Raw genomic sequence first — 12,812 nt, forward strand, 5'->3', positions numbered from 1 at the left:
CGGGTTGCCCTCGGCGGCTGAGCCGACTGTGCGCGGCCTCGCCCCCGAACACCGGGCCGCCTTTTGGCCGCCCCGCCGGTGCGCGCGGTACCGTCGTTTCGACGGCGTCACGCAACGCACCCGCCCCGGAGGGGACTTCGTGGGGATTGAGAGCGACCAGGTCGTTTACGAGTATCTGAGCCGTGTCGGCGACGTGGCCCAGCAACAGCAGTTGTCCTCGGCCACCCGCATGCGCCTGGTCGCGGACCTGCGCGACGAGATCGACCGGCGCCGCGCGAATGGCACCGTCGACTCGCCCGCCGCCGTCCGCCGCATCCTGTCCCGCCTGGGCAGCCCCGACGAGATCGTGGCGGCGGCAGCGGACGGCACGGCTTCCGGCCCGGAGCGCGCGCCGCGGAACGCGGCGCCCTCCTCCGTGCCCGTACAGCGCGACCGCGAGCCGGCGGGCCGGGGCGAGCGGCCCGGAGGGGTCGTGCGGCGCGTCGTGCCGCGTCCCCGTCCGGCGCGGCCCGCGCAGGAGTCGCACGCCGCCCGCTCCGAGGGCGCGGCCCCGCCGCACCTGGCCGCCGGGCACGAGCTGGGCGACAGCGCGGTCCAGCCGGACTGGTGGCGGGTGGACGGCAGCCCGTTCGGCGTGGGCGACGAGGTGCCGGGTTTCGTCGGCGGGGTGGAGCTGCCGGATCTGCTGAAGCCGCCGCAGCGCAGGGCGGAGAAGGACGAGCAGGCCGCCGAGGAGTCCGCTGCGGTCGTCGAGGCGGACGAGAAGGCCGACGAGACCGGCACCCGCCGCCGTCTCCCGCGCCTCCCCGCGGGCGGCTGGAGCAACCCCTTCCTGCTGGTCGCCGCCGGGCTCCTCGTGGCGGGCGCCGTGCTCGGCAACTGGTTCGTGCTCCTCCTCGGCTGGCTCCTCGCGTACGCCTCCCGCCGCCTGACCCAGACGGAGACGAAGTGGGCGGTCGTGATCCTGCCCGGCCTCTCCGTGGCGGGCGGCCTGGTCTGGCTCTGGGGCAGGATGAACGGCCGCTGGGGCACCCCCATCGCCGAGGGGCACATGAACGACGCGGTGGCGCAGACGTGGCCGTGGGTGGTGAGAGCGGCGGCGGTGACGTCGGCATTGTTCCTGGTGTGGCGCTCGCAACGCCGGCCGTAGCCGTTCACAGGCGGCGTCCGCCGTTCACACGGCCTGGGCACAATGGCCCGTATGGCCTCCACGACCTCGCCCGCGCTCACCGTCGGCTTCGACCTCGACATGACCCTCATCGACTCCCGCCCCGGCATCCGCGCCTGCTACCAGGCCCTTTCCGAGCGGACGGGCGTCTACATCGACGCCGACCTCGCGGTCACACGGCTCGGGCCGCCGCTGGCAGAGGAGTTGGTCAACTGGTTCCCGGCGGATGAGGTCGAGACGGTGGCGGACGTGTACCGGGAGATGTACCCCGCCATCGCCATCGCGGCGACCCCGGCGATGCCCGGCGCCCGGGAGGCCATCGCCGCCGTACGGGACGCCGGCGGGCGCGCGATAGTCGTCACCGCCAAATACGAGCCCAACGCCAAGCTGCACCTCGCCCACCTCGGCATCGAGCCCGACGCCGTCATCGGCGACCTGTGGGCCGAGCAGAAGGCGGAGGCCCTGCGCGAGCACGAGGCGAGCGTCTACGTCGGCGACCACGTCGGAGACGTCCGCGGTGCCCGGACGGCCGGCGCGCTGTCGGTCGCGGTGCCCACCGGCCCCTGCCCCCCGGAGGAACTGCGCGCGGCCGGCGCGGACGTCGTCCTCACGGACCTGACCGAATTCCCGGGGTGGATTGCGGGCTACCGCCCCGCACGCGCCTGACGCCGGCCCGCCGCCACGGAACGCAGCACTCCCGCGCCGGCCATCAGGAATCCGACCGCCATGAGCATGCTCAATCCGAACATGTACGTAGGAAAGGGCGTCGTCCCGAGGAACAGCGGGGCCACCGTGACCAGTGTGGCCACGGCGCCGATGAAGAAGACGACGGCTCCGGCACGGACCAGCCGGTCACCGGGAGCGGCGGAATTCGTTTGGGTTTTGTCACGCACCCGACCAGGGTAGTTCCCAGCGCGAAGGAACAACCGAGTGACGTCTTGTCACCGGCTGCAAGAGCATTAGCCTTGGTACCGGCGGGTCCGTTCGACCCGCCCGAGTGCTATCAAGAGCCGTTTTCAGAAGCAGTTTTCCGACGAGTACGAGGACGAGGACAGACGTGCCTACCGGCAAGGTCAAGTGGTTCAACAGCGAGAAGGGCTTCGGCTTCCTCTCCCGCGACGACGGCGGCGACGTCTTCGTCCATTCCTCGGTCCTCCCCGCCGGAGTCGAGACGCTCAAGCCGGGTCAGCGGGTGGAGTTCGGGGTCGTCGCCGGCCAGCGCGGCGACCAGGCGCTGTCCCTGACGATCCTGGACCCGACCCCGTCCGTCGCGGCGGCGACCCGCAAGAAGCCGGACGAGCTGGCCTCGATCGTCCAGGATCTGACCACCCTCCTGGAGAACATCACGCCGATGCTGGAGCGGGGCCGCTACCCCGAGAAGACCGCCGGCAAGAAGATCGCGGGCCTGCTGCGCGCGGTCGCCGACCAGCTGGACGTCTGAGCCTCAGGGGAACCGCAGAGCGTCCGGGCCGAGGGGCGGCACCAGCCCCTCGGCCGCCGCGCGGGTGAGCAGCCCGCGCACGGCCGCGTAGCCGTCCTCGCCGAGGTCGGCGGTGAACTCGTTGACGTACAGTCCGATGTGCTGGTCGGCGACGGCCGGGTCCATCTCCTGGGCGTGCTCCATGACATACGGCCGGGACGCCTCGGGGTCGTCCCAGGCGGCCCGCACGGAGGTCCGTACGGAGTCGGCCAGCAGCCGCAGCTTCTGCTCGCCCAGCGACCGCTTGGCGATGATCGCGCCCAGCGGGATCGGCAGCCCCGTGGTGTGCTCCCAGTGCTCGCCCATGTCGGCGAGCTTGTGAAGCCCGTAGTTCCGGTACGTGAAGCGCGCCTCGTGGATCACGAGTCCGGCGTCGACCTCCCCGTCCCGCACGGTCGGCATGATCTCGTGGAACGGCATGACGACGATCTCGCCGACCCCGTCGGCCACGGTGTCCGCGGCCCACAGCCGGAACAGCAGGTACGCGGTGGACTTCTCACCGGGCACGGCGACGGTACGGCCGGTCAGGTCGACGTCCGGCTGCCGCGTCAGCACCAGCGGCCCGCAGCCCCGTCCCAGCGCACCCCCGCAGGGCAGCAGGGCGTACTCGTCGAGGACGTAGGGCAGCACCGCGTACGACACCTTCAGCACGTCCAACTCGCCGCGCTCGGCCATGCCGTTGGTGAGGTCGATGTCGGCGAAGGTCACGTCCAGCGCGGGGGCGCCCGGGACGCGGCCATGGGCTAGGGCGTCGAAGACGAAGGTGTCGTTCGGGCAGGGGGAGTACGCGATCTGCAGCTGCTCAACTGTCATGCCGGTTCCAACTCTCCAGTACGGGCATGAGCTTCCCGAACCCCTCGGTCAGGGCGGCCAGGGCGTCGGGGATGCGCCAGGCGGCACGGTCCCTCGGCCCCACGGGATTGGAGATCGCCCGGATCTCGACGACGGGCACTGCCTGCGCGACGGCGGCCTCGGCGACACCGAACCCCTCCATGGCCTCGGCGAGAGCGGTGGGATGCCGCTCGCGCAGTGCGGCGGCCCTGGCGGCCGTCCCGGTCACGGTGGACACGGTGAGCACGGCCCCGGCCCGGGCCCCCGTGGCTGCGGCGACCCGCCGCACCAGCTCCACGGGCGACCGGTGCCGGACGGTCCCGAACCCGAGCTCGGTGACCGACAGGAACCCGTCCGGTGTCTCGGCCCCCAGATCGGCCGCGACGATCTCCTCGGCGACGACGAGCGAGCCCACGGGCGCGTCCGGCTGGAAGCCGCCGCCGATCCCGGCGGAGACGACGAGGCCGTAGGGGCTGCCCCGGAGGGCTGCGGCGGTGAGGGCGGAGGCGGTACCGGCGGCGGCGAGTGCGGGCCCGACCCCGGCGGCGATCACGTCGACCGTACTACCGGACAGCGCCCCACAGGCCGTGGCCACCGCGTCCCGTTCCACGGGAACCGCGGTGGCGACCAGCACCCGGCCAAGCCCGGCGGCAGCGATCAGGCGTCCTTCTTGAGCTTGAAGTTCCAGAGCCCGGAGGTGTCCTTGTCGCCCTCCTTGATGGACACCAGCGTCGAGTTGCCCTGCGCGCCGTACTGGGCGTTGAAGAACACGCTGCCCGGAATGGTGCGGTACGTCTTCGTGCTGGAGTCGGTCAGCGGCTGACCGTTCATCAGGATCGTCCAGCCCTTGTCGGCGATCTCCGGGTCGACACCGAAGCGGACGGTCTCGTCCGGGTCGACGGAGATGTTCTTGACGCCCTTGTCCTTCAGGCACTGGGTGAGATCGGACGGCTTCAGGGCGCTGCCCTCGCCGCCACAGGTGGCCTCGGAGTTCACCGAGTCGCTGCCCACGGTGACCGTGGCCATCGGCGTCGGCTTGTCACAGGCCGACAGGACGAGCAGTCCGGCGGATACGACGCCGGCGGCGGCGACGGCGCGGCGGCGTCGCACAGCGGATTGCAACGTGTTCATGGGCGAAGGCTATCGGGCCCGCGGGTCGGACCGCCCACGCGGGGTACGGCGCGCCCGCACACCCGCACTCACCTGCGCCACCCCGCACCCCCTCCGCTCGGCCCGGACCCGCCCGGCGCATACCGGGTCCGCCTGTGCCGCCCGGACCCGCCGCACGCCGAAAGGCCTGCCCGCGCGTCCCGTACCCGCCTACGCCACCCTCGGCCGGCCCGTGCCGCCGCGTCGTGCCGAGCCGATCAGCCCCCGCACGGTCGTCAGCCACCCGGTGCCGATGATCGCGGCGCCCACCGCGAGGCCGAGCGTGCCGTTGAGCGGCATGACGATGCCGACCGCCCCCCCGAGCACCCAGGACATCTGCAGGAGGGTCTCGGAGCGGGCGAAGGCCGACGTGCGGACGAGCTCGGGGACGTCCCGCTGGATCAGCGCGTCGAGGGACAGCTTCGCGAGGGCCTGGGCGAAGCCCGCCACCGCGGCCAGACAGGCCACCAGGATCGCGCCGAAGAACACCGCGGCCGTGATCGCCGCGCCCAGCACGCAGGCCACGACCGTCACGATGATGATCTCCGGCGCCCGGGAGCGCAGCCACGCCCCGACTGCCGTACCGAGCGCGTTGCCCGCGCCCGCCGAGACGCCCACTATCCCCAGGGACACGGCGGCGCTCTGGCCCGAGACCGGGTGCTCGCGCAGCAGGAAGGCCAGGAAGAAGATCAGGAAGCCGGTGAGGCAGCGGATGGAGGCGTTGACGGCCAGGGCGTGCGTGACGGCCGGGCCGACCGTGCGCAGCCCGGGGCGCTTGACCGGCCGGCGGTGCGGCCCGTGCAGGTGCTGCTCGTCGGCCGCCAGCAGCGCCCGGTCCTCACCCTTGGCGGAGTCGACCTTCGGCGGCAGCGTGAACGACAGGAACGTGCCTGCCACGAAGATCAGGAAGGCGCCGTAGAGCGGCCAGCGCGGGCCGATCTGCTGGAGCCCGGCGCCGATGGGTGCGGCGATGCCGGTGGCGAGGAGGCCGCCGAGGGTGACCCGCGAGTTGGCCTTCACGAGGGAGAAGCCGGGCGGCAGCAGCCGCGGCACGACGGCGCTTCTGACCACGCCGTACGCCTTCGAGGCGACGAGGACGCCGAGCGCGGCCGGGTACAGCTCCAGGCTGCCGCCGACGACCGCGCCGGACAGGACGATCGCGAGCAGTGCCCGGGCCAGCATGGCGCAGGCCATCGCGGCGCGGCGGCCGTGCGGGACGCGGTCGAGGAGGGGGCCGATGACGGGGGCGAGGAGGGTGAAGGGCGCCATGGTGATGGCGAGGTACAGCGCGACGCGCCCGCGGGCCTCGTCGGTGGGCACGGAGAAGAAGACGGTGGAGGCGAGGGCGACGGTGATCATGACGTCACCGGCGCCGTTCACGCCGTGCAGTTCGATCAGCTTGCCGAGGCCGGACTCGCCGGCGCCGTGCGCATGGGTGGCCTTGCGGATGCCGCGGGCGGTTCCGGTCACCGGGAAGTGCAGGGCGCGGCCGACCGCGCGGAGGGGGCCGCCCCGACGGCCCGGTCCGTTCGGTCGGCTGCTTCCCTTGACCCCTTTCGACCCACCGGTCCCGGTGGCGTCCTGGGGCGTCTTCGCGGCTGCCACTTCGTCATAGTGCCCCGATAACGCTGTGGGTAGTGCCATTACCGCCTGTATAGGGCCTGAGGGGTGACTGTCCGGGGGCGATCGCGGATGACCGGTTCCGCGGGGAACAGGACCGTCGGTGTACGCGAAGTGGGGCGGAAGGGTAGCGTGCATATCTCAGCCATCCCGCAAAATGGATGAAGGATGTCGACGCGGTCCCCCGGTCCGCTCCGTCCGCCCCCGCGCTGGGAGTGGCGCACTCGTGAGACGGCGTATGGAGAGAAGCGATACCTGTGAGCGCAGCGACAACGCGAAGCCGCACCCCTGACCGTCTGTGCGCCGAGGCCGTCGACCTCGCACGCGCCGCAGCCGAGGAGGCCGCCGCGCCAGGGATCGTCGGCGAGCATGTGGGGACGGTCTCCGAGGGGGACCGCGTTGTCACGCACTTCTTCGAGTGCCGGGAGCTCGGGTACCGGGGCTGGCGCTGGGCCGTGACGGTGGCCCGGGCGTCCCGGGCGAAGATCGTCACGGTGGACGAGGCGGTGCTGCTGCCCGGCCCGGACGCGGTCCTCGCGCCGGAGTGGGTGCCGTGGAGCGAGCGGCTGCGGCCGGGCGACATGGGCCCGGGCGACCTGCTCCCCACGGACGCCGAGGACCTCCGCCTGGAGCCCGGCTACTCGGGCGAGGACGAGCCGCTGCCCAACTCCCCGGTCTCCCACGAGATGGCCGACCTGGTGGAGGCGGAGGACGCGGACGTCACCGAGGGTCCGCCGTCCCGCCTCCCGCTCACCCCGTCGCGCGGTTCGATCGCGGCGGTCGCGGAGGAACTGGGCATGCGCCGGGCCCGCGTCCTGTCCCGCTACGGCCTGCACACCGCGGCCGACCGCTGGGAGGAGGCGTTCGGCGCCAAGACCCCCATGGCCCAGTCGGCCCCCGCGGCCTGCGTCACCTGCGGCTTCCTCGTGCCCATCGGCGGCTCCCTCGGCCAGGCCTTCGGCGCCTGCGCCAACGAGTTCTCCCCGGCCGACGGCCGTCTGGTCTCCCTCGCCTACGGCTGCGGCGGCCACTCGGAGGCCGCGGTCATGCCCCGTCCGCCCCAGCCGGCCCCGCCGGTCATCGACGAGACCCGCGTCGACCCGTTCCCCCTCCGCCCGTCGTCGGACTCCGGCTCGGTCCCGACGACGACGGACGAGGACACGGAGGAACTGGGGCACTCGTAGCCGACGGCTGCCCTGTCGTCTCCGGCGCCCACCCGGGCGCCCGGCAGCCCGGGCCGGACAGGCGCACGTCCCCCGCTCCCCAGGCGGTACCTTCGTCCTCACGTCGACGAGGAGAAGGAACCGCAACGTGAGCAGCAAGTTCGTGCGCCCGGCCGCCGAGGGTGCCGACCCGTTCGGTACGGCCCGTCTGCGGCGCGGGGTCCTCGACGCCTGGGCCACCAGCCCCGCCCGGTTCCGTGAGGACGCCAACGCCGAGGAGGATCTGGTCCTCGGCGGCTACCGGGACCGGCTCGTCGTCGAGCTCGCCCAGAACGCCGCCGACGCGGCGGCCCGGGCCGGGGCGCCGGGGCGGTTGCGGCTCACGCTCCGGGACGGGGTGCTCGTCGCCGCCAACACCGGCGCCCGGCTGGACGCGGCTGGGGTCGAGTCGCTGTCCACGCTGCGGGCGTCGGCGAAGCGGGACACGCCCTCCGTCGGGCGCTTCGGTGTCGGGTTCGCCGCCGTGCTGTCCGTCACCGACGAGCCCGCCGTGGTCGGCCGGCACGGAGGGGTGCGGTGGTCCCTCGCCGAGGCCAGGGAACTGGCGGCGGAGACAGCCCGGCACAGCCCCGGGCTGGGGGACGAGGTCCGCCGGCGCGACGGGCACGTACCGCTGCTGCGGCTGCCGTTCGCCGCCGAGGGCACCGCCCCCGACCCCTACGACACCGCCGTCATCCTGCCGTTGCGGGACGCGGCCGCCGCCGATCTCGCCGAGCGGCTCCTGCGGGCCGTCGACGACGCCCTCCTCCTCACCCTCACCGGGCTGGAAGAGCTCGTCGTCGAGATCAACGGGGAGAGTCCTCGGACGCTCACGCGGCGTACCGACGGGCCCTTCACCGTCGTCGACGACTCCGGCAACGGCGTCACCCACTGGCGTACCACCGCCGCCCACGGCCCCCTCACGCCCGACCTGCTCGCCGACCGGCCCGTCGAGGAGCGGCTGCGGCCGCACTGGTCGGTCACCTGGGCCGTGCCGGTCGACAGCGACGGCAGCCCGGCCCGGCCCCGCACCAGCCCGGTGGTGCACGCGCCCACCCCGAGCGACGAGCCGCTCGGCGTCCCGGCGCTGCTCATCGCCTCGTTCCCGCTGGACTCCACCCGCCGGCACGCCGCCCCCGGCCCGCTGACCGACTTCCTGGTCGAACGCGCGGCCGACGCGTATGCCGAACTCCTCGGCGACTGGCGGCCGGTGACCGCCGGGATCATCGACCTCGTGCCCGGTCCGCTCGGCAAGGGCGAGCTGGACGGCGCCCTGCGCCGGGCGATCCTGGAGCGGCTGCCGCGCACCGAATTCCTCCCGCCCGCCCACCCGGCCTCCCTGCCGCCGGCCGTCGAGCCCCGCGACCAGGACGGTGCGGATCTGCCCGAGTCCCTGCGGCCCCGGGACGCCGAGGTCGTCGAGGGCGCGGGCGCGGACACCGTGCGGGTGCTCGCCGAGGTGCTGCCCACCCTGCTGCCCGCCGGACTGGAACGCCGCGCCGAGCTGCGCACGCTGGGCGTCGCCCGCGTCCCGCTGACCGACGCGATCGACCGGCTGGCCGGGCTGGAGAAGGAACCGGGCTGGTGGCGGCGCCTCTACGACAGCCTGGCGGGTGTGGATCCGGACCGGCTGTCGGGGCTGCCGGTGCCGCTCGCGGACAGCCGTACGACCATCGGGCCCCGGCAGGTCCTCCTGCCCGGCGCGGAAACCGCCCGGATCGACCCCGAGGTGCTGGCCCGGCTCGGGCTGAAGGTGGCCCACCCGGACGCCGCCCACCCGATCCTGGAGAAGCTCGGCGCCCTGCCCGCGACCCCGCGGGCCGTCCTCACCACCCCGCAGGTGCGGTCCGCCGTCGCCGCGTCGCTGGACGACGAGGGCGGCGTGAACTGGGAGGAGGACTCCCTCGACGCCGACGAGCTGGCCGACACCGTGCTCGCGCTGGTGCGGGACGCCGGCCTGGAGCCCGGTGACGAGCCCTGGCTCGGCGCGCTCGCCCTGCCCGACGAGGACGGCGAACCGGCCCCCGCCTGCGAACTCGTCTTCCCCGGCGGTCCGTTCGCCCGGGTGATGCGCGAGGGCGAACTCGCCACCGTGGACCCCGAGCTGGCCGCGAAGTGGGGCGAGCAGCCGCTGGCCGCCTGCGGGGTGCTGGTGAACTTCGCGCTGGTCCGCGCCACCGACGTCGTCCTCGACCCGGACGAACTGGAGCCCCGCGAAGGGGACTTCGCCGAGCCCGATGACCCGGGCCTGCTGGACGCCGTGGACGTGTGGTGTGAGGACATCCTCGACCGTTTCCCGGACAGCCCCGTGCCGCCGGTCGCGACCGAGATCGTCGCCGTGCGGGACCTGGACCTGGTCGACGAGGACAAGTGGCCGCAGGCCCTGGCCCTGTTGTCCCAGCCGCCCCTGCGGGACGCGATCGTCCAGCCCGTGCGGATCCTGCTGCACGACGGGACGCACGAGGTCGTCCGGCCGTACACCGCCTGGTGGTTGCGCGGAAACCCGGTGCTGGACGGCCGCCGCCCCGCCGGTGTGCGCGCCGCCGGCGGTGACCCGCTGCTGCGCGGGCTGTACGACGAGGCCGACGCCACCGGCTTCGAGGACGAGCAGGTGCTGCGGGCGCTGGGCGTACGGACGTCCGTCGCCGCGCTGCTGGACGAACCCGGCGGGGCCGCCGAGCTGCTCGACCGGCTCGCCGACCCCGAGCGGGAGGTGACGGACGCTCAGCTGCACGCCCTGTACAGCGCGCTGGCCGAGCTGGACCCGGAGCAGGTGACCCTGCCGGACGAGCTGCGGGCGGTCACCGACGGCCGGGTGGAGGTCGTGGACGCGGCCGACGCCGTGGTGTGCGATTCACCGGACCTGCTGCCGTTCACGTCCGGTGTTCCCCTGCTCCCCGTACGCCCCTCGGGAGCAGCCGAGTTGGCCGAGCTGTTCCAGGTGCGGCGGCTGAGCGAGTCCGTCACCGGGGAGGTCACCTCCGAGGGCGCCGAGCACGACGTACCGGAGCCGGTGCGGGTGCTGCTCGGCCGGCTGGCCCCGGCCACCTACGTCGAGCACGACGAACTCGTCGTCGACGGCGTGGAGATCGACTGGCGGCTCACGGACGACGGCGTGCTGCACGCCGCCACCCTGGAGGGCGTCGCCGCGGGGCTGGCGTGGGCGGCGGGGCAGTGGCCGCGGCGGTTCGAGGTGGCGGCGCTGCTGGAAGACCCGTCACGGACGGAGGAGTTGGGGAGGGACCGGTGGTTCGACTGATCCGGTGGTGACGTACGGCCGTTGGTGAAAACTCCCGCACATATTTTTCACCAGCCGTACAACCATGCGTACCGCTGAGGGATCTGATCACGTGAGTCAACAGACTCCACGATCACTTGGGCCCCGAGAGCCGACGACGAGCACTGGGGCCCCTCACCTGGAGAACGCATGCGTATCCGAGCCACTGTGGCCGCCGTCACCGGCGCCCTGGCCCTCTCCGCCCTTGCCGTGCCGGCCGCGCAGGCGGGCGACCAGATGCCGAACCTGGCTTCGCTGGTCCCGTCCACCTCGAAGGCCACGCCGTTCGCAGCCGCCGCCCCGGCGGACGAGTCCTTCGGCGACACCAAGGTCACCGGCGTGACCGTCAACGGCGGCAAGAACATCGTGGTCGGCACGACCGTCAAGAAGTCCTTCACCGTCTCCGTCACGGCCACCGACCCGGAGGGCATCTACGACGCCTTCCCGGTCCTGTGGCACGGTTCGGACCCCGACACCGCCGACGGCGCGATCGTCCCGGACAACCTGGACGACGAGCAGGTCGGCACCTGCACGCACTCCAGCGCCACCACCGCGACCTGCAAGGTCACGCTGGTCGCCGACCCGCAGACGAACATCTACGGCAACATCCTGGCCGGCACCTGGAAGGTGTGGGTCGGCGCCATCGGCAACGACGGCGACTACGTCATCCGCGACGCCTACAAGACCGCCAAGGTCCAGCGCGCCTCCCGGCTGACGGTCAACGCCTCGCCGGAGCCGGTGACCAAGGGCAAGACCATCACCGTCACCGGCAAGCTGTCCCGCGCCAACTGGGACGACAACAAGTACCACGGCTACACGAACCAGTCGGTGAAGCTGCAGTTCCGCAAGAAGAGCTCCAGCACCTACACCACGGTGAAGACCATCAAGTCGAACAGCACGGGTGAGCTGAAGACCACCGTCACGGCCTCCGTCGACGGCTACTTCCGCTACTCCTTCGCGGGCACGACGACCACCCCGGCCGTCAACGCCACGGGCGACTTCGTCGACGTGCGCTGACACCGTCCCCGCAGGGACGACACCGCCGGTCACGGGACCCGTCCCGGGGCCGGCGGTGTCGCGTGTCCCATGAATGTGTCAAACGTTGCGGATGAGGCGGCAAAACCCGGACCCGGTCCTACAACCTGCCGACGGGCTCGCGGATCTGATCGCGTGAGTCAACAGACTCCACGATCACTTCTCCCCCTGGGGAACACATGCACATGCGAGCCACCGTGGCCGCCGTCGCCGGCGCCCTGGCCCTCTCCGCCCTTGCCGTGCCGGCCGCCCAGGCCGCCGACGCACCGTCCGGCAAGACGGCCTTCGGCTCCGCCTCGGCCGGTGCCGACTCGGGCAGCACCACCACCGCGTCGACCCTCGACGTCACCTTCTCCAACGTGAAGGTCAACAGCGGCAAGAACATCGTCGTCGGCACCACGAACGTGGTCAGCGTCCCGGTCACCTACACCGTGACCCACGCCGCGGACCTCGACACCAGCTCGGACAACTTCGCCACCGGCCCGCTGATCTACCACGGCTCCTCGTTGGACACCGCGGACAACGTCCTCATCAGCGACGACCCGGCCACCTGCACCGCCGCCTCGTCGACCGTCCTCAACTGCAAGGGCGTCATCAGCATCCGCCCGGCCGACGGCGACCTGTTCAACTCCGACGCCGGCACCTGGGGCGCCGGCGCCCTCGCCGTCACCAGCAACGGCGACAAGAAGATGCAGGGCGGCCTGGGCAGCACCAAGGTGCAGCGCTACTCCAAGCTGACCGTCAACGCCGGTCCCGAGCCCGTCACCAAGGGCAAGACCGTCACGTCCACCGGCAAGCTGTCCCGCGCCAACTGGGAGGACAACGCTTACCACGGCTACACCAACCAGCCGGTCAAGCTCCAGTTCCGCAAGGCGGGCACCAGCACGTACACCACGGTCAAGACGGTGTACAGCGACCGGTACGGCAACCTGAAGGCCACCGCGACCGCCCAGTACGACGGCTACTGGCGCTTCAGCTTCGCCGGCACCACGACCACCCCGGCGGTCAACGCCACGGGCGACTACGTCGACGTGCGGTAAGGAAACCCGC

General features: G+C 72.8%; 12 protein-coding genes. 7 read left to right on the forward strand and 5 right to left on the reverse strand.

Annotated features, from left to right (window positions below; translation table 11 throughout):
• Nucleotides 1-139: 139 nt before the first annotated feature.
• Together ACWD1U_RS20330 and ACWD1U_RS20335 are read left to right on the forward strand one after the other, a co-directional pair.
• Nucleotides 140-1,150, forward strand: coding sequence for an HAAS signaling domain-containing protein (locus ACWD1U_RS20330; protein ID WP_451109258.1), 1,011 nt, complete (start codon nucleotides 140-142; stop codon nucleotides 1,148-1,150).
• A 51-nt stretch (nucleotides 1,151-1,201) separates the two neighbouring features.
• The gene (locus ACWD1U_RS20335) at nucleotides 1,202-1,834 is read left to right on the forward strand and encodes an HAD family hydrolase (RefSeq protein ID WP_451109259.1); all 633 of its coding nucleotides are present in this window, start codon (nucleotides 1,202-1,204) and stop codon (nucleotides 1,832-1,834) included.
• Here ACWD1U_RS20335 and ACWD1U_RS20340 read toward each other — a convergent pair.
• Nucleotides 1,813-2,061 carry a hypothetical protein gene (locus ACWD1U_RS20340; RefSeq protein ID WP_039932946.1) on the reverse strand — a complete coding sequence of 83 codons (249 nt, stop codon included), beginning with the start codon at nucleotides 2,059-2,061 and terminating at the stop codon, nucleotides 1,813-1,815. The genes ACWD1U_RS20335 and ACWD1U_RS20340 overlap by 22 nt on opposite strands.
• 164 nt (nucleotides 2,062-2,225) lie before the next feature.
• Between ACWD1U_RS20340 and ACWD1U_RS20345 the strand changes: the two genes are divergently transcribed.
• Complete coding sequence (locus ACWD1U_RS20345) at nucleotides 2,226-2,609, forward strand: cold-shock protein (RefSeq protein ID WP_010035896.1); 384 nt, start codon at nucleotides 2,226-2,228, stop codon at nucleotides 2,607-2,609.
• 3 nt (nucleotides 2,610-2,612) lie between these two features.
• Here ACWD1U_RS20345 and ACWD1U_RS20350 read toward each other — a convergent pair whose 3' ends face one another.
• From ACWD1U_RS20350 to ACWD1U_RS20365, 4 genes are all read right to left on the reverse strand, one after another.
• Complete coding sequence (locus ACWD1U_RS20350) at nucleotides 2,613-3,461, reverse strand: 1,4-dihydroxy-6-naphthoate synthase (RefSeq protein ID WP_451109261.1); 849 nt, start codon at nucleotides 3,459-3,461, stop codon at nucleotides 2,613-2,615.
• Nucleotides 3,451-4,113 carry a futalosine hydrolase gene (locus ACWD1U_RS20355; protein ID WP_451109262.1) on the reverse strand — a complete coding sequence of 221 codons (663 nt, stop codon included), beginning with the start codon at nucleotides 4,111-4,113 and terminating at the stop codon, nucleotides 3,451-3,453. The genes ACWD1U_RS20350 and ACWD1U_RS20355 overlap by 11 nt, the downstream gene beginning before the upstream one ends.
• Nucleotides 4,114-4,136: 23 nt before the next feature.
• On the reverse strand, nucleotides 4,137-4,610 hold the full coding sequence (locus tag ACWD1U_RS20360) for a DUF2771 domain-containing protein (protein ID WP_451109263.1): 474 nt from the start codon (nucleotides 4,608-4,610) through the stop codon (nucleotides 4,137-4,139).
• A gap of 189 nt (nucleotides 4,611-4,799) precedes the next feature.
• A complete protein-coding gene (locus ACWD1U_RS20365; RefSeq protein WP_451109265.1) occupies nucleotides 4,800-6,233 on the reverse strand; it encodes an MFS transporter in 1,434 nt (477 codons plus the stop codon).
• A gap of 272 nt (nucleotides 6,234-6,505) precedes the next feature.
• Between ACWD1U_RS20365 and ACWD1U_RS20370 the strand changes: the two genes are divergently transcribed.
• From ACWD1U_RS20370 to ACWD1U_RS20385, 4 genes are all read left to right on the forward strand, one after another.
• Nucleotides 6,506-7,432 carry a DUF3027 domain-containing protein gene (locus tag ACWD1U_RS20370; protein WP_451109266.1) on the forward strand — a complete coding sequence of 309 codons (927 nt, stop codon included), beginning with the start codon at nucleotides 6,506-6,508 and terminating at the stop codon, nucleotides 7,430-7,432.
• A gap of 127 nt (nucleotides 7,433-7,559) precedes the next feature.
• Nucleotides 7,560-10,709, forward strand: coding sequence for a sacsin N-terminal ATP-binding-like domain-containing protein (locus tag ACWD1U_RS20375; protein WP_451109268.1), 3,150 nt, complete (start codon nucleotides 7,560-7,562; stop codon nucleotides 10,707-10,709).
• Between the two features lie 168 nt (nucleotides 10,710-10,877).
• The gene (locus ACWD1U_RS20380; protein ID WP_451109269.1) at nucleotides 10,878-11,744 is read left to right on the forward strand and encodes a calcium-binding protein; all 867 of its coding nucleotides are present in this window, start codon (nucleotides 10,878-10,880) and stop codon (nucleotides 11,742-11,744) included.
• Between the two features lie 197 nt (nucleotides 11,745-11,941).
• Entirely contained in the window at nucleotides 11,942-12,802 is an 861-nt protein-coding gene (locus ACWD1U_RS20385; RefSeq protein WP_451109271.1) for a hypothetical protein, read from the forward strand.
• Nucleotides 12,803-12,812 lie beyond the last annotated feature (10 nt).

Source organism: Streptomyces sp. NPDC002788 (genome assembly GCF_053592115.1).